19 protein-coding genes are annotated in these 22,711 nt (G+C 69.4%); 6 read left to right on the forward strand and 13 right to left on the reverse strand.

The genetic code is table 11. The annotated features are described in order from the left end of the window. Positions 1–8: 8 nt before the first annotated feature. On the reverse strand, positions 9–728 hold the full coding sequence (locus VZQ01_RS22200) for a helix-turn-helix transcriptional regulator (RefSeq protein ID WP_426744339.1): 720 nt from the start codon (positions 726–728) through the stop codon (positions 9–11). 82 nt (positions 729–810) lie between these two features. Between VZQ01_RS22200 and VZQ01_RS22205 the strand changes: the two genes are divergently transcribed. After that, complete coding sequence (locus VZQ01_RS22205) at positions 811–1,242, forward strand: VOC family protein (protein ID WP_426744341.1); 432 nt, start codon at positions 811–813, stop codon at positions 1,240–1,242. Further along, entirely contained in the window at positions 1,229–1,801 is a 573-nt protein-coding gene (locus VZQ01_RS22210) for a YdeI/OmpD-associated family protein (protein ID WP_426744343.1), read from the forward strand. Before VZQ01_RS22205 ends, VZQ01_RS22210 begins: the two co-directional genes overlap by 14 nt. A gap of 4 nt (positions 1,802–1,805) precedes the next feature. On the opposite strand, the gene VZQ01_RS22215 is transcribed toward VZQ01_RS22210, so the two are convergent. The 4 genes from VZQ01_RS22215 to VZQ01_RS22230 all read right to left on the reverse strand — a co-directional run bounded on the left by VZQ01_RS22215 (position 1,806) and on the right by VZQ01_RS22230 (position 8,728). Then, a complete protein-coding gene (locus tag VZQ01_RS22215) occupies positions 1,806–4,238 on the reverse strand; it encodes an ABC transporter permease (protein ID WP_426744345.1) in 2,433 nt (810 codons plus the stop codon). Positions 4,239–4,432: 194 nt separating this feature from the next. Next, a complete protein-coding gene (locus VZQ01_RS22220; protein ID WP_426744347.1) occupies positions 4,433–6,046 on the reverse strand; it encodes a glycine--tRNA ligase in 1,614 nt (537 codons plus the stop codon). Positions 6,047–6,111: 65 nt separating this feature from the next. Further along, positions 6,112–7,962, reverse strand: coding sequence for a metallophosphoesterase (locus VZQ01_RS22225; protein ID WP_426744349.1), 1,851 nt, complete (start codon positions 7,960–7,962; stop codon positions 6,112–6,114). Continuing rightward, on the reverse strand, positions 7,952–8,728 hold the full coding sequence (locus VZQ01_RS22230) for a cupin domain-containing protein (protein WP_426744351.1): 777 nt from the start codon (positions 8,726–8,728) through the stop codon (positions 7,952–7,954). Before VZQ01_RS22230 ends, VZQ01_RS22225 begins: the two co-directional genes overlap by 11 nt. Positions 8,729–8,826: 98 nt before the next feature. Here VZQ01_RS22230 and VZQ01_RS22235 point away from each other — a divergent pair, with 98 nt between their 5' ends. Both VZQ01_RS22235 and VZQ01_RS22240 read left to right on the forward strand, forming a co-directional pair. Further along, positions 8,827–9,288: an acyl-CoA thioesterase gene (locus VZQ01_RS22235; RefSeq protein ID WP_426744352.1), complete on the forward strand. Its 462-nt coding sequence runs from the start codon at positions 8,827–8,829 to the stop codon at positions 9,286–9,288. A 45-nt stretch (positions 9,289–9,333) separates the two neighbouring features. After that, entirely contained in the window at positions 9,334–10,104 is a 771-nt protein-coding gene (locus VZQ01_RS22240; protein ID WP_426744354.1) for a class I SAM-dependent methyltransferase, read from the forward strand. Positions 10,105–10,113: 9 nt separating this feature from the next. Here the strand turns inward: VZQ01_RS22240 and VZQ01_RS22245 are convergent, their stop codons facing one another. From VZQ01_RS22245 to VZQ01_RS22260, 4 genes are all read right to left on the reverse strand, one after another. Continuing rightward, the gene (locus VZQ01_RS22245; RefSeq protein ID WP_426744356.1) at positions 10,114–10,485 is read right to left on the reverse strand and encodes a hypothetical protein; all 372 of its coding nucleotides are present in this window, start codon (positions 10,483–10,485) and stop codon (positions 10,114–10,116) included. A 113-nt stretch (positions 10,486–10,598) separates the two neighbouring features. Continuing rightward, positions 10,599–11,744 (reverse strand): hypothetical protein, encoded by a 1,146-nt coding sequence (locus tag VZQ01_RS22250; protein WP_426744357.1) that lies wholly within the window; start codon positions 11,742–11,744, stop codon positions 10,599–10,601. A 135-nt stretch (positions 11,745–11,879) separates the two neighbouring features. Continuing rightward, positions 11,880–12,254: a hypothetical protein gene (locus tag VZQ01_RS22255; RefSeq protein ID WP_426744359.1), complete on the reverse strand. Its 375-nt coding sequence runs from the start codon at positions 12,252–12,254 to the stop codon at positions 11,880–11,882. 25 nt (positions 12,255–12,279) lie between these two features. Further along, on the reverse strand, positions 12,280–13,053 hold the full coding sequence (locus tag VZQ01_RS22260) for a hypothetical protein (protein WP_426744361.1): 774 nt from the start codon (positions 13,051–13,053) through the stop codon (positions 12,280–12,282). Positions 13,054–13,384: 331 nt separating this feature from the next. Between VZQ01_RS22260 and VZQ01_RS22265 the strand changes: the two genes are divergently transcribed. Together VZQ01_RS22265 and VZQ01_RS22270 are read left to right on the forward strand one after the other, a co-directional pair. Next, a complete protein-coding gene (locus tag VZQ01_RS22265) occupies positions 13,385–13,795 on the forward strand; it encodes an Mpo1-like protein (protein WP_426744363.1) in 411 nt (136 codons plus the stop codon). Between the two features lie 245 nt (positions 13,796–14,040). Next, on the forward strand, positions 14,041–14,763 hold the full coding sequence (locus VZQ01_RS22270; protein WP_426744365.1) for a YebC/PmpR family DNA-binding transcriptional regulator: 723 nt from the start codon (positions 14,041–14,043) through the stop codon (positions 14,761–14,763). Between the two features lie 72 nt (positions 14,764–14,835). On the opposite strand, the gene VZQ01_RS22275 is transcribed toward VZQ01_RS22270, so the two are convergent. From VZQ01_RS22275 to VZQ01_RS22290, 4 genes are all read right to left on the reverse strand, one after another. Continuing rightward, positions 14,836–15,327 (reverse strand): hypothetical protein, encoded by a 492-nt coding sequence (locus VZQ01_RS22275; protein WP_426744367.1) that lies wholly within the window; start codon positions 15,325–15,327, stop codon positions 14,836–14,838. A gap of 192 nt (positions 15,328–15,519) precedes the next feature. Beyond that, complete coding sequence (locus VZQ01_RS22280) at positions 15,520–16,767, reverse strand: TIGR02996 domain-containing protein (protein ID WP_426744368.1); 1,248 nt, start codon at positions 16,765–16,767, stop codon at positions 15,520–15,522. Between the two features lie 61 nt (positions 16,768–16,828). Further along, a complete protein-coding gene (locus tag VZQ01_RS22285; protein ID WP_426744370.1) occupies positions 16,829–18,001 on the reverse strand; it encodes a hypothetical protein in 1,173 nt (390 codons plus the stop codon). Positions 18,002–18,084: 83 nt separating this feature from the next. Next, positions 18,085–22,551 carry a discoidin domain-containing protein gene (locus VZQ01_RS22290; protein ID WP_426744372.1) on the reverse strand — a complete coding sequence of 1,489 codons (4,467 nt, stop codon included), beginning with the start codon at positions 22,549–22,551 and terminating at the stop codon, positions 18,085–18,087. Positions 22,552–22,711 lie beyond the last annotated feature (160 nt).

The following is a 22,711-nucleotide window of genomic DNA, read 5'->3' on the forward strand; positions in this document are numbered from 1 at the left end:
GCCCGCGCTCAGAGCGACGAGAAGATGTCGCCGAGGGTGGCGATCATCGACTCCGAGTCGCGCACCTGGAACGTCGCGGCCTGGACGCTCGCGGCTTCGATGCGGTCGACGCGGAGCATGCGCACCGCTCCGCGCAGGTGGTCCCAGACGAGCAGGTACCACGCGGGCCAGCTGAGCAGGAGGTAGTGGGGCTCCACGACGCGCACCGTGCTCGTGTCGCTCGCGCGGTAGGTCAGCTCCAGCGCGCGCTGCTCGAAGAAGGCCTCCTGGAGGGGGCGCAGCACCGCGGCCCTGGGGGCCTTCCACGTCGCGCTGATGCTGCGCGCGGTGGGGCCCACGAGGATGCGCTGGCGCAGCTTGCCGACGCGGGCGCGCTCCTCGGGTGGGAACGACGCGGCGAGCTTCTGGCGCAGGCTCTTGAGCGTCGACAGCAGGAGCGGGGACTCGAGCCGCTCGGCGAGCGCCAGGGCGAGCAGCAGGTCGAGCAGCTCCTGGGCGTTGAGCTGCACGCGCCCGAGCCCCGTCCTCGGCGGGACGCGGATGCCGCCGCCCCGGCCCGCATCCGACTCGATGGGGACGCCGCGCGCGGAGAGCCGGGACAAGTCCCGCCGGATGGTGCGCACGCAGACGCCCAGCTCCTCCGCCAGCTCCGGGGCCGTCCAGGACGGGCGGGAGGCGAGGAGACCCAGGACCCGGTCCAGACGGTCGGTGACGGGCTCGCGCTTCAAAGGTGACTCATTCTGTCACGTTCTGGGGCCATGTTCATGGGGTCGCGAACGAGCGCGGCCAGGACACACGGAGACAAACGCCATGACCCACACCTTGCGCGGAATGTGCACCTTCAACCTCTGGGCGGATGACCTCCAGGCGGTGACGCGCTGGTACGCGGAGCTGCTCGGCATGCAGCCCTACTTCCGCAGCGAGGACGTGGGGCGCGGGCCCGGGTATGTGGAGTTCCGCATCGGCGACTACCAGCACGAGCTGGGCATCATCGACCGGAGGTTCGCGCCGCCGGGGCTCGCCACGGCTCAGGGCGGGACGGTGGTCTACTGGCACGTCGACGACATCGCGGGGACGCTCGCGCGGGTGCTCGCGATGGGGGCGCAGCTCCTGGATGGCGTCACCGAGCGCGGGCCGGGCTTCGTCACGGCGTCGGTCACCGACCCGTTCGGGAACGTGCTGGGCCTGATGTTCAACCGCCACTACCTGGACGTGCTGGGAGGCGCCCATGGCCAGCGCTGAAGGAGGGGCGCCGGTGATTGTGTTCCGGGGCGCGGCGGAGTTCGAGGCCTGGCTCCAGACGCACGTCGATGCGTCCGCGGGGGTCTGGTTGAAGCTCGCGAAGAAGGGGACGCAGATTGCCTCGCTCACCGATGACGAGGCGGTCGACGTGGGGCTGTGCTTCGGATGGATTTCGGGGCAGCGCAAGTCGCTCGACGCGCGCTTCTACCTGCAGAAGTACGTCCCGCGCCGGCCGCGCAGCCGCTGGTCCTGTGTGAACGTGCGCAAGGTGGAGGCACTCACGCGCGCGGGTCGGATGCGGCCCTCGGGGCTCGCGGAGGTCGAGGCCGCGAAGGCGGATGGGCGCTGGGACGCGGCCTACGAGTCGCAGAAGAACGCCACGGTGCCGGAGGTGCTCACTGCGGCGCTGGCGGCGAGCCCTCGGGCGGCGCGGGCGTTCGAGGCGCTCGGCAGGACGCGGCGGTACGGGCTGGTCCTCAAGGTGCTGACGGCGAGGACCCAGAAGGGGCGCGAAGGCCAGGTCCGCCGCGTCGTCGCGGAGCTCGACGCGGCGGGGTGAGACTTCAGTCCGCGGACATGGCCACGCCGGGCGACACCTTCGACGCGCGGCGGGCGGGCAGCCAGCTCGCCAGCGAGACGACGGTGAGCAGCAGCAGCGGCACGGCGAGGAAGGTCAGCGGGTCCGTGGCGCTCACGTCGTACAGCAGGCCCTCCAGCAGCCGCGACAGCCCGAGCGCCAGCGCGAGCCCGACGCCCAGGCCCAGCGCGCACATCCGCAGGGCCTGCTTCATCACCAGCCGCACCACGTCCGAGGGCAGCGCCCCCAGCGCCAGGCGGATGCCCAGCTCCCGTCGACGCTGCGCCACGCTGTACGCCATCAACCCGTAGATGCCGAGCGAGGCGAGCGCCACCGCCGACACCGCGAAGGCGAGCAGGAGCACCCGCTGGAAGCTCCGGTCCGCCACCGAGCGCTCCAGGCCCTGCGCCAGCGTCGTCGTCTTCGGCAGCGTCAACTGCGAGTCGAGCTGGCGCATCTCGCCCTTCACCAGCGCCGTCACGCGCTCCAGCGGGAGCTTGCTGCGCACCACCACGGACGTCATGGCCCAGGGCGTCTGGGCGAGCGGTGCGTACAGCTCCGGCTCCGCGGGCTCGTCCAGCGCGCGCGCGCGGACATCCCCCACCACGCCCACGATTTCACGCTCCTTGAGCGGGCGGCCGAAGGCGATGACGACCCGCTTGCCGATGGCGTCCTCGTTGGGGAAGTGGCGCCGCGCGAAGGACTCGTTCACCACGACCACCGGCGGCGCGTCCGCGGTGTCCTGCCGCGTGAAGTCCCGCCCCTGCTTGAGCGGAATCCCCAGCGTGGCGAAGACGCCATCGCTCATCGCCCGGTAGCCGGTGACGAGCTTCTCCCCCGAGGGCGAGGGCTTGCCCGGCAGCTCCATCGACAGGCCGATGGCGCCGCCCGTCACGATGCCCGGCGTCACCAGCGACGCGGCCTCCACGCCCGGCTGCGCGCGCACCTGCTCCAGCAGTCGCTCGTAGAAGGTCGCAATCGTGTCCCGCGGGTAGCGCGCGGCCGGGAGGTTGACGCCCATCAGCGACACGCCGTCGGGCCGGTAGCCCGGGTCCACGTCGGCCAGCCGCTGCGCGCTGCGCACCAGCAGCCCCGCGCCCACCAGCAACACCAGCGCGAGCGCCACCTGCGTGGACACGAGAATCGCGCGCCAGCGCAGCGCCGCCTTGTTCGCGCTCGTGCCGCGCGTGCTCTGGAGCAGGCCGCCGAGGTTGGCCTTGAGCGCGGTGCCCAGCGGCGCGAGGCCGCACATCAGCGACACCACGAGCACCAGCGCCGCCGTGTACACCAGCGCGCGTCCATCCACGCGCACCGCCTGCACCTGACGCACGGACTCCGGCAGCATCGCGCTCAGCATGTCCGTGCCCCACAGGCCCAGGAGCAACCCCAGCGCGCCTCCGGCCAGGGCCAGCAGCGAGCCCTCCGCCAGCAACTGTCGGGCGAGCGCGCCCTTGCCCGCGCCCAGCGCGGTGCGCACGGCGAACTCCTGCTGCCGGGTCATCGCGCGGGCGAGGAGCAGCTGCGCCACGTTGACGCAGGCGATGAGCAGCAGCAGCGCCACGGCGCCGAGCAGCAGGAGCGCGGGGCGACGTGTCTTCTGGGACAGGCGCTCCTGGAGGCCGCGCACGCTCACGCTCGCCTGGGTGTTGGTGTCCGGGTACGTCTGCGACAGGGCCCGCATCACGCCCTGGGCCTCCTGGTGGGCCTGCTCGGCGTTGAAGCCCGGGGCCAGCCGGGCCACGCCGGAGAGCAGGTGGGTGCCGCGGCTCTCCCAGTTGGAGCGGACGAAGTCGCGCGCGGACAGCGGGGCCCACAGGCCGACGGGCTCCTGCGAGTCCTCGCGAGGGAAGTCGAAGCCCTCGGGCATCACGCCGACGACCTCGTAGGGATTGCCGTCCAGCTCCATCGTGCGGCCGAGCACGCTCGGGTCCGCGCCGAAGCGTCGGGTCCAGAGGCCGTGCGAGAGCACCACGGCGCGCGGGCCGTTGAGCTGGAACTCGGGGTCCTCGAGCGTCCGGCCGAGCACGGGGCGCACGCCGGCGACGCGGAAGAAGTCCTCCGACACCGCCGCGCCCTCCACCCGCTCGGGTTCCTGGTGGGGGCCGGTGAGGGTGAAGCCGCCGGTGTCGTAGACGGCGAACGCGGCGAAGGCCTTCACCTTCTGCCGGAGGTCCTCGGAGTCCAGGCGGGACAGGGCGTTGTTGCCGTCGGGCTCGCGTGGGTCGAAGCCCCACACGGAGACGAGCTGCTCGGACTGGGGGAGGGGGAGCGGGCGCAAGAGCAGCGCGCTCACCACGCTGAAGAGCAGCGTGTTCGCGCCGATGCCGAAGGCCAGCGCGAGCACGGTGGCCAGGGTGAAGCCCGGGCTGCGGCGCAGGGAGCGGAAGCCGTGGCGCAGGTCCTGGAGGAAGGAAGGCATGGGCGACCTCAGAGCCAATCGCGTGCCAACGCCCCATCCGCCTCAAGGGCGCGATGTGACGGCCGGCCCGCCAACCCCAGGGTGTACCCGTTGTGCGCTTGTGGGACGAGCCCTGTCCGGAGGTGACACGTCCTGGGGACCTGGGCTCCCTCGGCTCCTTGCTGGAGGGCAGCCCAGGGTCCTGGATGGCGGGACTACTCCATCTTCTCGCGCAGGTAGCCCTCCAGCTCGGAGATGGCGACGCGCTCCTGGGCCATGGAGTCGCGGTGGCGCACGGTGACGGTGTCCTTCGTGGACGTGTCCTTCCCGTCCCCCAGCGTGTCGAAGTCCACCGTGACGCAGAAGGGCGTCCCGATTTCGTCCTGACGCCGGTACAGCTTCCCGATGGCGCCCGTGTCGTCGTACACGACACGCATCGAGCCCGAGGACTGGAGCCGACGGCGGATGCCCTTCGCCACGTCCACGATGCCCGCGTGGTTCTTCTTCAGCGGCAGCACCGCCACCTTGATGGGCGCCAGGCGCGGCTTGAAGTGCAGCACCGTCCGGTAGAACTCGTCGACCACCGGGTCCACCTGGCCGCGCAGCTTCTTCGCCACCTCGATGCTCTCCGCCCCCGGCATCGACAACAGCCCCGTTATCGACGCGAGCCGCTCGCCCAGCGCGCCGGAGATTCGCTCACCCTCTGCCAGCAGCGCGTTCTTCGCGTCCGCCGTGAGCTTCTCGTTGCGGCTCACGGACTTGAGGAACGTGCCCAGCGCCTCCTCCACCGGCTTGAGCCGGTCCGCCGGCGCGGGCTTCACCTGCTCCTCCGCGTACGCCTCGCTCAGCACCGCGAGCACCCCGCGGTCCACGCCCGCCGACGGCTCGATGACGAACGGCACCACGTGCTGCTTCGTCTCCGCGTCGAAGTACGTGAGCTTCTCCGTGCTGTGGCTGTTGGGCGCCACGCGCGCCTTCAACCCCAGCGAGCCCTGGTCCTTGCTGTGCGAACCCAAATCGTAGTCCGTCCGGTTCGCGATGCCCTCCAGCTCCTCCAACCCGTGCGGGAAGCGATAGAGCAGGTCCACCGTCGCCTTCGCGTAGTGCGCCAGTTCGTTCGCCTTCTGGTGGTACGGCACCAGGTTGTCCTTGGACAGTCCCACCGACAGCCACCAGTTGATGCGGTCCTCCACCCACTTCTGGTGCCACGCCTCGTCCTCGCCGGGCTTCACGAAGAACTCAATTTCCATCTGCTCGAACTCACGCACGCGGAAGATGAAGTTGCGCGGCGTGATTTCGTTGCGGAAGGACTTGCCCATCTGCGCGATGCCGAACGGCAGCTTGCGCGACGTCGAGTCGAGCACGTGCTTGAAGTTGAGGAAGATGCCCTGCGCCGTCTCGGGGCGCAGATAGGAGAAGGACTCCGGGTCCGGCACCGGCCCCACCTGCGTCTTGAACATCAGGTTGAAGGGGCGCGGCTCGGTCAGCTCCGCGGAGCCGCAGCTGGGACACTTGCCGGCAATCTGGTCCGCCCGCCAGCGCATCTTGCAGCCCTTGCAGTCCACCATCGGGTCCACGAAGGTCTCTTCGTGCCCCGAATAGCGCCACGTGAGCTTGTTCATGAGGATGGAGGCGTCGATGCCCTCCATGTCCTCGCGCTCCCAGACGTTGGCACGCCACCAGGCCAGCTTCAGGTTGTTCTTCAGCTCGACGCCGAGCGGACCGTAGTCGTACGTGCCCTGCAGGCCCCCGTAGATGGCGGAGCCCGGGAAGATGAAGCCCCGGCGCTTGGACAGGGAAACCAGCTGCTCCATCGTCTGTGCGGCCATCGGCGTACAGCTCCTTCGTGAGCGGTGAGCCCCAAAGGCTACACCGTTCCCGCGAGCGGCGGACCCTAGACGCGGATGGGCGGCTCGATGAGCGCGGGAGGCGTGGCCTTGGCGTCATCCGGCTCGTACGCCGGTGCATGAGGCCCCGCATGTGTGCGCTTCCAGCGGCGCGGCACCCGTTCGATACCCACCGGGTAGACGGTGAGCTGTCCCTTCTCGTCGATGTGCAGGCGCAGGAAGTTCTTCCAGTCCGGCAGCGCCAACGAGATGAACGCCTCGTTCGAGTGGGCCCCGAACAGGTTGACACTCAGCCACAGGTACAACCCCATGACGAAGGGCCCCACCAGGAAGCCACCCAGGAAGGTGAGCGCCGAGGACACCAGGAACTTGCCCGCCAGGTGCGCCCAGCCCGCCGTGCAGTTGAGGCCGTCCGGGGTCAGGTCGGGACAGATGCCCATCCCGCTCACCGCCAGGTACGTGCCTCCCCACGCGACGAAGAACGCCGCGAGGATGTGCGCCACACCGTGCAGCGTGCCCGCGAGCCACCGGAACTTCCCGAACGCGGAGTCGGCCAGGCCGATGAGCCCCCCGATGGTGCCCAGGCCCAGCACCATGGTCCACGGACGGCTCACCATGCTGTTGGCCACCGCCATGATGACGTCGCCCAGCTGGGAGAAGCCCAGCGAGCCCACCTCCGCGTACGCGGCCAGCGCGAGCAGCAGGTACAGCGCGCCCGTCAGCAGGCCGAACAGCGGGCTGTAGCGGATGAGGAACAGGTTCTTTCGCGCGAGCGCGCGTGAGGTGCGCTCGTCGGGGAAGCTCTTCTCCAGCCGGTAGCCATCGCGCAGCACGTGCGCCTTGGGCGCGTGCGTGGGGTGCATGAAGGCGCCGCCGCCGCCGGCCGTGATCTTCTGTCGGCCCGCGGGGTCCTCGTGCCGGCGGTAGTGGTGCAGGTCTCCGGCGAGGAAGATGCTGATGCGCCGACCGAGCACCTTCTCCTGGAGGTACTCCAGGTTGTTCTCCAGGTAGCTGCCCTTGCGCCGCTGCGTGGCGGCGAGAATCCACGCGGGCTCCGCGTTGCACAGGATGACGCGGTCGTCGGGGCCCATGCTGTCGGCCACCTGGCGGAAGTACTCCACCTGGGGCACGTCGATGTCGCTGTTGAGCTGCACGTCCGTGCCGATGAGCCACCAGCGATGCGGCAGCTTGAGCGCGAAGTAGCTGCGGCTCTGCCGCGTGCGTCGTCCGGCAATCCAGCGGTTGGCGCAGAACAGCCGCATGAAGGCGGACAGGCCGTCGTACCAGTCGTGGTTGCCCGGGATGACGAACAGGTCCGGATTGGGTGCGACGGAGCGCCGCATGGCGGCCTCGTACGGCTGGATGAGGCGCTCCTCGTAGGCCTCGCGGCTGGCGCCGGGGTACACGCCGTCGCCGCCGAAGACGAGGACCCGGCCGCGCTCGGTGTCGAACTCGCCGGCGCGGGGCTGGCCTCGCACGGGGAGCTTCAGCTCGGGCAGCGCGAGCAGCCGCGCCACCGTGTACGTGGAGTCCCAGCCGTCGCCGGTGTCGGAGACGTAGTCGAGCCAGAAGTCTCCCTGGGGGCGAGTCTCCTCGGAGTAGTCGAAGTAGGGGACCTGCGGACGGACCACGGCCTCGATGAGGCGGTGGTCCGCGCGGGCGCCGAAGACGGCGGCGACGACGGCGTCCAGGCCCGTGCGAATCAGCTGCGATGGGTGCAGCCAGCGCACCATGGGGGCGTGGTGCTGGGGGTGGGTGGCCGTGCCGCTGTCGGAGATGAGGGCGGTCTCGTTGCGGGACGGGACGAGGTGCGGGCGCTCGGCCGGTGTCGAGTCGGTGGGAGGCTGGGAGGGCTCGTTCCGCTGGCGCGCCGCCGAGGATTCGCGCTCAGCGGCCATGAGGGGCGCTCTCCCGGGGGCCCTGCGTGAAGCGCTGCTCGGGGCCCGGGCCCGCGTAGACCTGCACGGCCTTGAACGGCGCACCGGGCGACACCACGCGCGCGGAGTGCTTCGCGCCCGCGGGGATGTAGACGGCGTCACCCTTGCTCACGCGCAACGTCTGTCCGGACACCGTCATGTCGGCGGCGCCGTCTTCGATGTAGAGAATCTCCGCGCTCGACTCGTGCGTGTGCTCGGGGACCTCGCCGCCGGGCTGGAGCTCCAGCAGCGTCAGCGACGCGGCGGTGGCGCCGGTGGACTCGTTGAGGAAGAGCGTCGCGCGGCCCTTGCCGTTCGCGATGATGTGGCGCGGCGCCTCGGCGGCGGTGACGCGGTGGCGCACCGTGGGCTTCGCTTCCGCGGGGCGCGGGCTCGGCGCGGTGGTGCTCGGCGTCGTGGCTCCGGTGGAGGCGACGACCCAGCGTTGCGCGGTGATGCTCGGCGCGACGGTGCCCGGCGCGGCGGCCCAGGCGGGCGCGGTGACACCCGGCGTGGACGCTGCCCTGCCGACGGCGCTCGTCGTGGTGGCCGCGATGGACTCGACGGACTCCGGGCTCGCGACCCAGCGTCGCGCGGTGATGTTCGGTGAGACGGTCCACTCGGGCACGGAGCTGATGCGAGCCCCCGTCGCGGCCATGACCTCCGAGGAGGCCTCACTCGCCCAGGCGGGCGGGTTGATACCGAGGCCCGTGAGGGCCAGCGCGGACATCAGGAGTCGTGGACTCATCGTGTTGCTGGATTATCACGACACTGGCCCCTGGCTGGAGAGCAGGCAGGCGGTGTTCTTCGTTCCCTCATGGCCGCGAGTGGGGCACCCTGCCCGCCATGGCGGACCTCACCCCCAAGGACTTCCCCGTCGTCGTCCCCTTCACCCTGCACTGGAGTGAAATGGACGCGTTCGGCCACGCGAACAACGCGCGCACCTTCACGTGGTTCGAGACCGCGCGCATCGCCTACCTCGCCCGCATCGGCATGACGGGCCCCTCAGGCGCCGGCGAGACGCGCATCCAGGGTGGCGTCGGCCCCATCCTCAAGGCCACCCAGGCCGAGTACGTGCGCCCCGTCGTCTTCCCCGTGCGCCTGGCCGCCAGCGCCCGCGTCTCGCGCATCGGCAACACCTCCGTCACGCTGGAGCACGCGGTGTTCGGCGAGGAGGACGGCACGCTCTACACGAAGGGCACCGCCGTCATCGTCACCCTCGACTACGTCAAGAACGAGCCGGTGCCGCTGCCCGCCCCCGTGCGCGCCGCCATCGAGGCGCTGGAGGGGCGGACGTTCGGCCCATGAGTCCTCCGGCCGTCACCAGGACGCAAACCGCCGAGGAGCGCGCGCATGGCTGAGTCCGTGCTCGAGTTCTACCAGGGGCTCGCCGAGGAGTATCACCTGCTCTTCGCCAACTGGGCCCAGACGGTGGAGCGCCAGGGCGCCGCGCTGGACGCGCTGCTGCGTCGGTGTGGCGCGCCGCCGCCCCGTCGGGTGCTGGATTGCGCGTGCGGCATCGGCACGCAGGCGCTGGGGCTCGCGGGGCGCGGCTACGTGGTGCACGCCACGGACCTCAGCCCCGCCGCCGTGGCCCGCGCCGAGCGCGAGGCGCGCACCCTGGGCGTCACCCTCACCACCGGCGTCGCGGACATGCGGACGCTGGACACGCAGGTGTCGGGGATGTTCCAGGTGGTGCTCGCGTTCGACAACGCGGTGCCGCACCTGCTCACGGATGAGGACCTGGACGCCGCCGCGCATGCGATGGCCTCCAAGCTCGCGCCCGGGGGGCTGCTGGCCCTGAGCGTGCGCGACTACGACGCGCTGATGGCCGACCAGCCGCGCTTCACCTCGGAGCGGGTGCTCGACGCGCCCGAGGGCCGACGCATCCTCTTCCAGGTCTGGGATTGGGCCGCCGACGGCAGGACGTACACGGTCCACCAGTTCATCCTGCGCCCCGAGGGCAAGGGCTGGCAGGCCACGGAGCACACCGGCGTGTATCGCGCGCTCCAGCGGGTGGAGGTGGAGCGCGCGCTGACACGGGTGGGGCTCGTCGACACGCGTTGGTATTCGCCGGAGGAGACGGGCTTCTATCAGCCCATCCTCACCGCGCGCAGACCGTGAGGCCGTGTCTCAGTTCCAGGTCACCGTCGAGGAGTCGTTGCTCACCACGCCTCCCCGGCAATAGGCGAAGAAGGACCAGCGCGACTTGCGGCCGGGGTTCCACCAGTACTCCCAGCCCGAGCCCAGCGGGATGGAGAGCGAGCCTTCGACGGCGTAGACATCCACCGTGCCGCTGGCGACCGGGGTGCCCCAGCCATTGTAGAAGACGCCGACGTGGATGTTCGTCCCGTTGGCGACGGTGGCGCTCTGCGACCACGGCGTCGACGTGTTGGGCTGCACGCGCACCTGGATGGAGGTGTACGGACACGCGGCCTCGGCGGCCAGCGGAGCACTCACGGCCGCCATCAATCCCAGCGCGTACATCAGGCTCTTCGTCTTCATGCGGTCTCCCCCCTGCGAGTCGAATGACAGACGCCGCGCGCAGGTGGCTCATGTTGAACATGAAATACGGATTATCCACAATGACGATTGGGTAAACCCGGGACGGGTGGGGTTCAGCCGCTGCGGCGGGCCTCGGCGGGGGCGTTGGGGTGGCGGGTGAGCAGCATGCGCAGCTGCGGCTGCCTTCGCACGGCCTCCTGCTTGAGCAGGTGGGCGATGAGGGCCGGGGGCGCGGCGCTCCAGCGCGCGATGTTCTGGATGAGCATGGGCGAGCGGTAGGTGCGTCCGCACAGCAGTGACGCGGTCTTCCCGTCCACGGACATTCCGATGAGCGACGCGAGCGCGCGGCCCTCGGTGTTGAGGATGAGCTCCACCTTCTCCTCCGAGGGGCCGGTGGTGAAGCGCTGACGGAGCACCTCGCGCGACGAGCGCCGCGTGGACTCGGGCACGTCGCGGTCCACCGTCACCTTGTACAGCTCCATCAACCGGCGCGCGCTCCAGAGCCTGCGGAACAGGCTGGCGGGCAGCTGCGGGTTGCGCACGAGCCAGCGCCGCACGCCCGTGTCCGCCGCGAAGGCCGCGCGGGCGCAGAGCGACTCCAGGCCCACGGGGTTCCTGTGGTTGCGCGCGATGAGGCGCGCGTGGGCGAGGCCGACGCGGGGGTTCTCCATCACCGCCTTGATGACGGACGGCAGCGGGTCGAAGCACAGCGCGGACAGCTCCGGGTCCTGCGCGGTGTGCGCCAGGGCGACGCGCTGGTCCTCGGGTTGCGGATGCAACCGCGTCTCGAAGAGCTGGCGGAAGTTGCCCAGCGCGACCTCGGGCACGTCCTCGGCGTCGGCCTCGGAGTCTGGGGGCTCGGCGGGGACGACGTCGGACTCGGAGGTCTCCAGGACGTCGGAGTCAGCCGCGTCGGCCTCCTGCAGGAGCAGCTCCAGCGTGGGGAGCTCCTCGTCCGGTGGCGTGTGGGGCGCGGTGGGGGCGAGTGGCTCGTAGCCGGGGCTCACGGCGGGGGCCTGTGCCCGCGGCATGCCGGGAGGGTTGATCCCAGGGGCCGTGGCGACGGGCAGCAGGGCGCCCTGGGAGACGAGCCGGGTGAGGATGCCCTGGAGTCGCTCGGGGGGCAGCCCGGTGAGCGCGGGGAGGTTCCTGGCCGCCGTGGCGCCGTCGAGCCGCGAGAGCACGAAGCCCTCCTCCGGGCTGAGCACCAGCGTGCGCAGGTCCACCGTCGGGTTCGGCTTGGGAATCCAATCCGTCATTGCTCCCGAGTCTCCCACGACCCGCGCGTTCAGGGGAGTCGGGGTGCTTTCGCGATGCTCGGGTTGCTAGGCCAGCGCAAAACTGTGAGAAGACGGCAGTGGTCAGTTGTCGACACGAGTGACCAGACAATCCATTCAGTCAGGTCCGCCCGAACTAGCGATGGGGTCGGCCGCAGCGCCCTCCGCGAGGTCCTTGATGAGCTGCTGATGGGATTGGTTTGACATGGCGCCATCCACCAGGATGCGGACTTGAAGGAACAGCGAAGGCGGGCAGAGGCCCTCACGGGCTTGGAGATGACTGATGCGGACGCTCCTGACGTTGTCCGCATAGAAGTAGGTGTCCTTTTCGAGGCGCAGGGCCTTTCCGGCAGCGGACTGGTGCGGCACCTCGATGACGGCCAGCTCAGGTCGGTGCGTGCCGGTCCCACACAGGACAGTGGCGCGGCCTTCGTTCTTCGCGAACTGGACCAGAATGGCAGGACGTGGCTTGCCGTTGATTTCGACAAGCACGACCGCTCGCTCGCGGAGCGTGGGCTTAACGTGTAGCGGGGTATACCGGTTCACCCGAGCGCTCCGCGTCCGCGTGGAAATGTTCGTAGGCGTCACGCAGGGAATGGCCCTGTTGCACCATCTGACGGATGTCGAGCTGCTCTTCCGGGGGAAGGATACTGGCGGGAAGCTCGGTGCCTGTCAGCGCGGCGAGCAGTGCCAGGAAACACCTTGAATTCTCGGCGAGTGACTCCGCGATGGCGAGGCCCAGCCAGGGCTCGACGGACTTCCGGTGGAGGATCGCTGCTCCCAATGCGGTTTGGAGTGCATTGACGCGAGTACCCGCGAGGAGGGCTCTCGCTACTGGAACCGGGGTCCCAGCATCGCTCAGGAACGCCAGTGGATCTTTGCTTGGTTCAGAGGCTGAAGGGAGGTTCGTTGCGAGGGTGGCTCTTTGTCGGTGCTTGAGCACGCTCACGCACCGGGCCATCTCCATCGTGTACGTGCGAGTCCGGTACAGCGCCGAGGCAGCCGCTGGCCCTAGGGCTTGAATCCAGTCAGGCGCCGATTTCTTCGGCCCCTGTGCCAACAACGCTGCGTAGTCCTCAATCTCCGCCGCTGCCATGAGCTTCGCGAACAGCCGGAGGTCGTCATGGAAGCGTGGGTCCTCCAGCAGGGTATCAACCCTGGCCTGGAGATCCTCTCGATTCGTGGCTTCTAAGAGATACGGCCCATAAAGCTGGAAGCGGGCAAGGACCTTCTCCATCACCGCGCGCTGATTAGCGGAGAGGCGAGGCTCGTCGCTCGCGAAGATGGCCATGACCGTCTCGAAGAACGCGACGAGCCCAGGGCCTAGCGGGAGCGCCAACGGGGTTGGAAGGGTTGCGGAGTGCGACATGGTTGAGGACCAATCTACCTGGCTGCTTCAGGACGACAAGGATCTACGGGGTGTTGAGAAGTCTTTTTCCACTGCCGCAGATTGGCTGCGGATTCTAGCTGCCTGGCTGCCCCATCGGTTGCCAGACATGCGAACAACCCCTTGAGAAGGCGATCCGTTGAGGAGGGCCCGCGCCCGTGCGGATGTGGACACCTACAAAGACCGACCTGAAGCGGGTTGACGCCGAGCCCCTGCCTGGACACAACTTCACTTCATGTCCAAGCCCGCCGCCCTCCAGACCTATGCCGAGTTCTGGCCGTTCTACCTGCGCGAGCACTCGCTGCCCGTGACGCGCCGGTTCCACTTCGTGGGCACCAGCCTGGGCGTGGCCACGGGCATCGCGGCCATCGCCACGGGCCGTGGGGCGCTGGTTCCGGCGGCGCTGGTCGCGGCGTACGGCTTCGCGTGGTTCAGCCACTTCTTCATCGAGAAGAACAAGCCGGCGAGCTTCAAGTACCCGCTGTGGTCGTTCATCTCGGACTTCCGGATGGCGGGGCTGATGGCCGTGGGCCAGCTCGACGCGCACATGGAGCGCGCCTTCGCCAACGGTGAGCAGGGCACGGGCGCCAACAGCATGGCCCCCGCGTCCCGGCCGGCGCCCCAGGCGGCGCAGCAGGTCCGCTGAGGTCCTCGGGGCCCGTCGCCGGCGGGCCCTGGCTCCCGGGTGGATGACGGCGGGTGCGTGGGCCCTCGGGGGCCTGTGCCCGTGCGAGTCGTCCCCGGGTCGAACGTCGGGCAGGACGCCGCCCCGCACACGAAGCGCGGGCGCTCCAGCCGAGTTGCGCTAGATTGGCCGGGCCCTTTACAGCAACCACCTTTCTTCACCTGGGGCGCGCCTGGCGCCCCCTCTCTTCGCGAGTCGCTCGACCCATGGGACGCATTTTCGAGACACGCAAGGCCACGATGATGGCCCGCTGGAACAAGATGGCGAAGGTCTTCACGCGCATCAGCAAGGACATTGCGATCGCGGTGAAGTCCGGCGGGCCGAACCCGGACTCGAACTCCACGCTGCGGCGGGTGTTGCAGAACGCGCGCGCGGCGAACATGCCGAAGGACAAGGTCGAGGCGGCCATCAAGCGCGCCAGCGGTCAGACGGCGACGCAGTACGAAATCGTCCTCTACGAGGGCTACGGGCCGCACGGCATCGCGCTGTTGGTGGAGACGGCCACGGACAACGTGGTGCGCACGGTGGCGAACGTGCGGATGCACTTCAACCAGAACGGCGGGAACATGGGCACCACGGGCAGCGTGGGGTTCATGTTCAAGCGCATGGGGGTGTTCCGGTTGAACCCGGAGGGCCTCAACCAGGAGGAGCTGGAGCTGGAGCTCATCGACCACGGGTTGCAGGAGATGGGCGAGGGCACGGGCGAGAAGGGTGAGAAGCAGCTCATCATCCGGTGTGACTTCGCCGACTTCGGCAAGCTCCAGGCGGCCATCGAGGCGAAGGGGCTGGCGCCCATCTCCGCCGACTCCGAGTACATCGCGGAGAACCTCATCGAGCTGCCCGAGGACAAGGCCACCGAGGTGCTGGAGCTGGTCGACGCCATGGAGCAGGACGAGGACGTCCAGCGCGTGTTCCACAACCTGGGCTGAGCTGTCGTCACGGCCCGGGACGCGAGCGGACGCTCGTGAGGAGCGCCCCCGTCTCCGGGCCGTCTGCTGTCTTCACCGCGCCACGTCGTACGTCTTGCGGATGACCATGCCGCCGCGGTCGATGGACACCACCACGCGCTTCGCCGTGTCGAGCTGGGCGTAGGCCTCCAGCGCCTTCTCCGGCGTCTCCAGGGTGATGCCGTTGATGCTCTGCACCACGTCCCGCTCCTGGAACCCGAGCTTCGCGTAGATGGAACCGGGCCGCACGGCGAAGAGCTTGAACCCCACCGCCTTGCCGTCCTTGAACGAAGGCACGAACCGCGCATCGCCGCTCTGCGTGCACGTCTTCTCGTGCTCCACCTTCGGGTTGCGCCGCACCGAGTACGTGTTCTCCCCCGTCGCCTTCACCTCCAGGTCCTCGGGCCCATGGGAGAGCGCCTGGAGGAAGTTCGGCGCCGCCTGGGGAACATCCACCGGCGGACCCGCCAACGAGACGAACGGCGCGCTCGCCAGGATGATGGCACTGCCCCACTGACACATCTGCTTCCGGAATGAGCAACTCATCGTGTCCTGCCTCCTTCCCCATCGCGGGGGTGAACACGACAAGAGCAATCACGATGCCAGGGCACGTCTTCACTCTGAGGGCCGCGCCGCACGCGCGCCAACGCACCTCCACCCAAGCCTGTCCTGTCATCCCCCCACGCCCGCGCGATGACAGCCTGTCGTGACAGCTTGTCACTCGCGCCGCGGCGACCCTCAGTCCCGATGGGCCACGTTGCCCACAGACCCATCATCGTCGCGCTGGTCCTGCAGCCAGACCTCTGGACCGAGCGTCTCCAGCGCCTCCACGCTCGATTCGTCCAACAGGTTCTCCGTGAGGACCAGCATCTCCAGATGCGCGAACGCGCCCGCGTTTCCCAGGAGCGCCGCCGCGCCCGTTCGCGTCATCGTCCCCAGCGACAGGTCCAGCCGCGTGAGCCGCCGCAGCACTGGCGCCGAAGGCAGTGCCTGGCACACCGCATCCGTGAACCCCGCGTTGCACAGCCCCAGGTGCACGAGCCTGGGCATCCCCGCACCGTCGAGCAGCGGCCGCACGTCCTCGAACGAGACGTCGCCCCCGTGCTCCGGCGACCCGAACCAGAGCACCAGCTTCTCCAACTTCGGCCAGCTCGCCGAGAGGATGGACCGCAGGGACTCGCGCGACAGCCCCGAGGTCTCGAGGGTCAGCTCCCGCAGCTCCGGCAGGTGCATGGCCCCGAGCACCATCTCCCCCCGCAGCGTCAGCGTGTGCAGCCTCGGCAGCGCCGCGTACAGGGGCGACACGTCTCCAAGCTGTACGCGCGAGAGGCCGAACTCGTTCTCCAGCACGTCCGCGACCTTCAGCTCCCGCAGCGTCGCGGGCGCGTGTCGCGCGATGCGCTGGATGATGCCTTCGTAGTGATTCGAATCCGCGTCGTTGTCGAGCAGCCCCACCGTCAACGCACGCAAGAAGCGAGCGGAGGGATGTGTGAGCAGGCTCGTCAGCACCCGAGGCACGTCCAGCGAGTACGCGTGATTGCTCCCGAGCCATGCCCGCTGGATGAAGCCCAGGTGCCAGTGCCAGTACACGCGGCCGCTCGACAGCCCCGAGTAGCGTGAGGGATGGAGGCCGTCCCGGAAGTACAGCTCCCCGAGCAACCCCTGCGCATGGCGCTCCAGGAAGTCGCCGACCTGCTTCTCCAGTTCCTTCTTCTCGGGCCCCGTGGCGAGCAGCTCCGCATGCTGGAGCGCCACCAGCTCGCCGCGCGGGTCTCCGTGCGCCTGCAGCCAATCCCCATAGACGAGATAGCCGTCGTCGTTCTCCGGCTCACGGAGGATGGCGGCCTCCAGCTCCGGCTCACGAAGCTCTGGGGGCACCTCGGCCACTGGAGCAGGAGCCGGCGTGACCGGGTCGAATCCCGAGAAGAAGTCATCCAGCACCTGGATGACCCGTTCCAGCATCTTCCCGTCACCGAGTTTCGCCATGACTCCCCACACCTGCACGTCCGCTCCCCGAGGAGAACGGACGCGGGCCCCGGGAGTCGCGTTACGGGACGTACCAGAAGGCGCCGTAGCCGTGCACTCGCGACGCCATCGAAATCTGACGGTCGGTGATGACCGTGTCGCAGCCCTGGGTGGGGTTGCACTGGATGATCTCCGCGAGCACACCGGTGTACTCGACGACGTAGTCATCCGGATTGGTGGAGTATCCGATGGGCGGGCAGCTCACCCCGGGCGTCGGGCAGTTGCAGCTGTTCGCCAGCAGCTTCCCCGTCGCATCGCTGGCGCACTGCTGGTTGTTGATGCGCCGCACGAGGTTGATGAGGTTCTGCCGCGTGTAGTGGGCGCGGAAGAAGCGCAGGTCCGAGAAATGGGAGGTGGTCGTCGTCGCGCCCGTGTAGCGCACGGTGGACACATCCGTGGTGCACAGGGCGTTGCCGGTGAACCAGACGCCGCTCGGATAGTCATAGTTGATGTTCCCCCGCCCGTTCGTGGGACAGGCCGCGGGGCCGTTGTTCGCGTAGACCCCCGCGAGTATGGCGATGGGGCGCAGGTTCGAATGCGAGGTGTCGCGCAGGTACGCGAACATGCTGAGCTGGGCCACGCCCGAGTTGAAGATGTCCCCAGGTCCCGGGTTGCTCAAGACGTTCCACGTCGCCCCTCCATTGGACGTGTTCCACCCTGTCACCAGCGGCACCGCCATGTCCCCCTGGAGCACCAGCTCCGTGGGCCACGTGCCGACCACACCATCGCGCGAGGTGTAGAGGGAGAAGGGCCGTGGACGGCTCCCTGGACTCCAGGCGTAGCCGAACATGTCGTTGTAACCGCCGCCCTCCACATGAATCCTGGGGGTGGTCCAGGTGTTGAGCCCCATGGCCGCGTCGTAGCAGTGCACCTGCGTCGCGGGCGTTCCCGTCGCGGACTCGGGCTGCTGGCCTCGCTGCCACGTGGAGTAGGGCGCGGGGACGTTCAACCCCGTGAAGGCCCCGACGTTGTAGGACACCGGCGTCGAGGCGATGTTGCCCTGCCATCGCATCAGCATGGACCAGGCGTTCTGTCGTACCCCGTTGTTCGGGTCCAGGTACTGGCCTCCCGTGGTGAACAGGGGCGAGACCCGTGTGTGGCACACCAACGGCGTCATGACATGGAAGTCCGCCGCGCTCGCGCTGCCGGTGGTCACCAGCAGGAGGGCAGCGGGAAGGACTCTCTGGAGCTTCATGGTCGGTTCCCCCTGGGAGGGCCCTCCTCTGACTCGGAGGGCCCTCCCAGCTGGCTACGTACCAGAGCCTTGGTGACTTCAGGCTACTTGGTGAACGTGATGGGACCACTGGAGAACGTGGCGTTGTTCGCCCCGTCCACCGCCCGCACCCGCCAGGTGTGGCTGCCCGTGGACAGGCCCGTGAGCGTCGCCTGCTCCGTGCCCACGCCGTACACCTCGAGCTCCCACAGCGAGTACCCGTAGCCCGTGCCGCGCTCGATGCCGCGCATGCGGACGTATCTCCCCACGCCGCTCAGCCCCGTCAGGTCATCCTGCCCGCCGTTGCCGTTGGTCTCCGTGTACACCGTGCGCCACGTGGCCCCGTCCACCGACGCGTCGATGGCGTACTGCTTGCCGTACGCCGCCTCCCAGAGCAGGTTCACCCGCTTGAGCGAGTACACCGCGCCCAGGTCCACGGTGATGGACTCGGTGTTGGGAGCGGGCACGTCCGTGCGACTGGCCCAGCGCGTCGTCGTGGCGTTGCCGTCCACCGCGTCGTTGGGGCTGCCGAACTCCGACGACGTCGCGGAGACGTTCTTCCCGAGCGCCAGGTTCGTCGTCGTGCCCACGTACGCCTTGGGCGTCACGTCCGGCGTCCTGTCCACGCCGTCCACCACCAGCACGTACTTCGACACGCCCGCGCCCACGTCCGTCGTCTGCTCCCAGATGAACGTGGTGGAGGCTCCTGGCACCGACGCTCCCGCCGAGGGCACCAGCGCCGCGAAGGCCGCCGGGGGCGCCGTGTCGTTGAGCGTGAAGGTCGCCGTCGCCGACTGCGTGACGCCGCCCGCCCAGTTGTACGCGCGCACGAACCAGGTGTGCTGGCCGTTGCCCAGCGCCGCGTTGATGACCGGCGCGGAGTTCGTGCGCGTCGTGGCCACGGGGAACGGGCTGCCGTCGAGGAACACCTCGTAGCGGTGGATGCCCGTCTGCGGGTCGCTGCTCGCCGTCCACGTGAAGTTCGGCCGCGTGGTGAGGGTGGAGCCCGGCGCCGGCGTCAGCAGCGTGAAGGCCGTGGGCGGCGTCGAGTCCGACAGCCCGAAGCCCTCGATGCCCGCGCCGTACTGGAACAGCGGGTTGCCGTAGATGGGCAGCACCGGCAGGCCCTGCGCGATGCGCGAGCGAATCTCCGCGCGCTGCGCCGCCGTGGCCCCCAGGTCGAACGGGAGGTCCCACTGCTCCAGCTGGTTGTTCTCCACGTCGGTGCCAATCTGGTCCAGCGAGCGCGGCAGCTGCCAGGGCAGCTTGCCTCGCGGGAACACGTCACCGAAGAGCACGTCCGCCACCGCGGGCCCGCCCGAGTCTCCGGGCCGATACGCCACGAGCAGCGCGTTGGTCTGCGGCACCACGTTGGTGAGGATGTACGGACGCGGCAGGATGAGCACCGTCGTCGTGGGGATGTTGCGCGCGCGGAAGCCCGTGATGAGGCCGTACTGGTTGCCCCACTTGGCGTCGTGCGCGGGGCCGATGGGGTCGCCGGGCAGGTAGGGCTTCTCCTTGTCCCACTCGGTGCCGTGGGTGAAGTAGCTCTCGCCCACCACGACGATGGCGGCGCTCGGCGTCACGCCCGCGGGCGCGTTGTCCTTGTACACCGTGATTCCGGCCGCCTCGGCGCGCTGCTTGATGGCCTGGTAGATGGTCAGGTCCCCGAACTCCGTGCCGTGGAAGTCCGAGCGCCACGTCACCATGCATGGCCCCGCATCCGCGCACGGCCCCGCGATGACGATGCTCGAGCCCGCGCCGAGCCGGATCGGCAAGGCACCATCGTTCTTCAGCAGCGTCATCGCGTTCTGCGCCGCGCGGCGCACCAGCGCCTTGTGGTCCGCCGTGTGCCACTCGGACGTGCCGGCGGGCCCCCGGCGGTACGGGTCCTCGAAGATGCCCAGGCGGAACTTCAGGTCCAGGATCCTGCGCACCGACTCGTTGATGCGGGCAATCGGCACCGCCGTCTCGAAGTCGCCCATCTGCGCGGGGTTCGCGCCGCCCATGACGTCCGAGCCCGCCGTCGCCGAGCGCACCCACGCCCCCGACGGCAGCCAGTCCGAGCAGATGACGCCCTGGTAGCCGAGCTTCACGCGCAGGTAGTTGAGGATGCCCACGCTGTCGCCCGCGCCGTAGCCCTCCGGGCCGAGCAGCCAGCTTCCCGCGTAGCCGGGCATGATGCCGCTGGTGCCGGCCTCCAGCGCCGCGTGCCACGGACGCATGTGGTAGTGGATGGTGGTGCCGTCGTAGGTGATGCCGGCCTCACCGCCCGCGCCCTGGCCGGGCCAGTGCTTGGTGGTGACCCAGATGGAGTGCGGGTTCACCTCGGGGCCACCCTGCAGGCCCGCGATGAGCGCGCGGGTGATGCCCGCCGCCAGGTCCGCGTCCTCGCCGTTGCCCTCCTGGATGCGCGGATAGAGCACCTTGGTGCCCACCTCCGCCAGCGGCGACAGCGTGCCCCGGCTGCCCACCGCGAGCTGCTCGCGGCGCTGCATGTCACCCAACTCGTAGATGGTGTCCAGGTCCCGCGAGGCCGCGAGCGCCGGCTGTGTGGGCCAACTCGTCTTGAAGCCGTGGATGGAGTCGCCCGCGTCGATGTTCGGGATTCCCAGCCGCGTCGCCGCGGAGGCCTGCTGGAAGGCGACGATGTCCGTGGGGCTCAGCGGCCCCATGGTGAAGCCCGCCTCGGGGAAGGTCTTCGCCTCGTAGAACATCTGCAGCGCCTTCTCGCGAGTGGTCATCCGCGCCATCAGGTCGTTGACGCGCGTGGCGATGGGGTTGTGCCAGTCCTCGTACGGGTCGATGACGCCGTTCTTGTTCAAGTCGCGCATGCCGTTGATGAGCGCGACGCCGTCGTCCGCCGTCTCCACGACGGGCAGGTACAGGCTGAAGGTGCGCAGGTCCGAGCGGCTGGTGGCGCCGCTGCCCTGCGTGGCCACCACGTACCACTTGTACGTCCAGCGGTCGGGCAGGTCCCTGTCCAGCGTCCACGACGTCGCCGTGGTGGTGGTCATCAGCGTGTAGCGGTCCAGCAGGCTGCCCGCCGCCATCCAGTCGTAGTCGTCACGGCTGATGTTCAGGTAGACCTTGTAGTTCGCCGCGCCGGAGACGGCGGCCCACTGGAGCGTGGGACGGCGCGTGCTCGTCACCATGGCGGCGTTGGCCGGCGCGACGAGCGCGAATGCTCCCGACACGGGCGGCGGCGCGGGCGCGACATACGGGTCCGGGATGATGGTGCGGTCGCGGTCGGGGCCGGTGCCCGTCGAGTAGATCTCCACCTTCCACTCGGCGCCCTGCACCGCGAGCGCGGTGACGCTCTGTCCGCGCAGCACCGTGCCGTTGGCCGCGGTGACGACCAGCCGGATGTCCGTGTTGGGCGCGGTGGGGGAGAACTGGTTCTTCGACAGCGTCACCGTGGTGTTGGGCGCGAAGGTGATTTCATACGTGAAGGGCCCGGGAGGGTTGCGCACCGACGGCGTGGTGTTGCCCTCCTCGGGCGTCGGCGTGACGCTCACCGGCGCGGGCGAGACGTTGATCTTCGCGTACGCCAGCTCCGGGAACATCAGCTTGATGGTCTGGTTCGTCGTCTGCGGCTGCGGCTCCTGCGGGCCCTGGCCGGGCGCGTAGATTTCGAAGTCCCAGAGGGAGATGCCGTAGCCGGTGCCCTTGGTGAGCGCGCGCACGCGCACGTAGCGGGCCGAGCCCGACACCGTGACCTCCCGTCGCCCCGGCGCGCCGTCGGTGACGTTGGAGGCGAGGGGCGCCCAGGTGGAGTCGTTCGTCGAGCCCTCGAGGACGTACGTCGCCGCGTAGGCGCCCTCCCAGTTGAGCACCACCTTGCCCAGGGTCTGCGCGCTGCCCAGGTCCACGCGAATCCACGGCTGCGCCTCCACCTCCGACGAGGACCAGCGCGTCGTCGTGTTGCCGTCCACCGCGTAGCCGGGCGCGAGGTGCGCCGCGTTGGCCTCCACGCTGGACGCCGTGGCGGGGCGGTTCTTCGCCAGGTCTCCGGTGGTGGACGTGCCGCCGCCGTAGATGGCCAGCTCCCACAGCGAGTAGCCGTAGTCGATGGCGCCCCGCTGCGTGCAGAGGATGCGCACGTAGCGGCCCGTGCCCGTCACCGTCAGGTCATCCGTGCCGCCGTCGCCGTCCGTCACCGCGCGGATGTCCGTCCAGTTCGTCGCGTCCGTGGACGTCTGCACCGTGTACGCGCGCGCGTACGCGGTCTCCCACGTGAGCACGACGCGGTTGATGGAGGTGCTCGCGCCGAGGTCGACGTAGAGCCACTCGTTGTTGGTGAACGCGCTGCCCCAGCGCGTGCCGCCGTCTCCGTCCACGGCGTAGGTGCCCCCGAGCCCGGGCTCGGAGGACGACGTCACCGTGGGCCGGTTGAGGGCGAGGTTGCCCGCCTGGGCGCTCGCGTCCGAGGCGAACCCCGCCACACCCACCACCACCGCCACGGCGCATGCTCGCGTCAGCGCATTCCTGACACGGTGCAGTGCCTGCAAGAGAGGAGTTGGTAATCGCATGGAATGAAAAGCGGGCCGCTGGAGAAAGTGGGGGAGGGGATGAACAAACGCATACCGGGATGGGGCTGCGTCCGAGCGGTCCTTTCCTTTCGCGGCTGATTCTATTTCTTCGGACGAAAAAGAAAGTCAAACCGGGACCGGATAACGCGTTAAGTCGAGA

The sequence above is a fragment of the Myxococcus faecalis genome, assembly GCF_050039385.1.
Classification (GTDB): Bacteria; Myxococcota; Myxococcia; order Myxococcales; family Myxococcaceae; genus Myxococcus; species Myxococcus fulvus.

Excerpts from the sequence above, each read along its gene's own strand:
- VZQ01_RS22240 (WP_426744354.1), top strand. The coding sequence starts at position 9,334 with ATGGCTGAGTCCGTGCTCGAGTTCTACCAGGGGCTCGCCGAGGAGTAT.
- VZQ01_RS22245 (WP_426744356.1), bottom strand. The coding sequence starts at position 10,485 with ATGAAGACGAAGAGCCTGATGTACGCGCTGGGATTGATGGCGGCCGTG.
- VZQ01_RS22210 (WP_426744343.1), top strand. The coding sequence starts at position 1,229 with ATGGCCAGCGCTGAAGGAGGGGCGCCGGTGATTGTGTTCCGGGGCGCG.
- VZQ01_RS22205 (WP_426744341.1), top strand. The coding sequence starts at position 811 with ATGACCCACACCTTGCGCGGAATGTGCACCTTCAACCTCTGGGCGGAT.
- VZQ01_RS22285 (WP_426744370.1), bottom strand. The coding sequence starts at position 18,001 with ATGAAGCTCCAGAGAGTCCTTCCCGCTGCCCTCCTGCTGGTGACCACC.
- VZQ01_RS22270 (WP_426744365.1), top strand. The coding sequence starts at position 14,041 with ATGGGACGCATTTTCGAGACACGCAAGGCCACGATGATGGCCCGCTGG.
- VZQ01_RS22260 (WP_426744361.1), bottom strand. The coding sequence starts at position 13,053 with ATGGCCATCTTCGCGAGCGACGAGCCTCGCCTCTCCGCTAATCAGCGC.
- VZQ01_RS22280 (WP_426744368.1), bottom strand. The coding sequence starts at position 16,767 with ATGGCGAAACTCGGTGACGGGAAGATGCTGGAACGGGTCATCCAGGTG.
- VZQ01_RS22220 (WP_426744347.1), bottom strand. The coding sequence starts at position 6,046 with ATGGCCGCACAGACGATGGAGCAGCTGGTTTCCCTGTCCAAGCGCCGG.
- VZQ01_RS22250 (WP_426744357.1), bottom strand. The coding sequence starts at position 11,744 with ATGACGGATTGGATTCCCAAGCCGAACCCGACGGTGGACCTGCGCACG.
- VZQ01_RS22290 (WP_426744372.1), bottom strand. The coding sequence starts at position 22,551 with ATGCGATTACCAACTCCTCTCTTGCAGGCACTGCACCGTGTCAGGAAT.
- VZQ01_RS22235 (WP_426744352.1), top strand. The coding sequence starts at position 8,827 with ATGGCGGACCTCACCCCCAAGGACTTCCCCGTCGTCGTCCCCTTCACC.
- VZQ01_RS22215 (WP_426744345.1), bottom strand. The coding sequence starts at position 4,238 with ATGCCTTCCTTCCTCCAGGACCTGCGCCACGGCTTCCGCTCCCTGCGC.
- VZQ01_RS22275 (WP_426744367.1), bottom strand. The coding sequence starts at position 15,327 with ATGAGTTGCTCATTCCGGAAGCAGATGTGTCAGTGGGGCAGTGCCATC.
- VZQ01_RS22225 (WP_426744349.1), bottom strand. The coding sequence starts at position 7,962 with ATGGCCGCTGAGCGCGAATCCTCGGCGGCGCGCCAGCGGAACGAGCCC.
- VZQ01_RS22230 (WP_426744351.1), bottom strand. The coding sequence starts at position 8,728 with ATGAGTCCACGACTCCTGATGTCCGCGCTGGCCCTCACGGGCCTCGGT.
- VZQ01_RS22265 (WP_426744363.1), top strand. The coding sequence starts at position 13,385 with ATGTCCAAGCCCGCCGCCCTCCAGACCTATGCCGAGTTCTGGCCGTTC.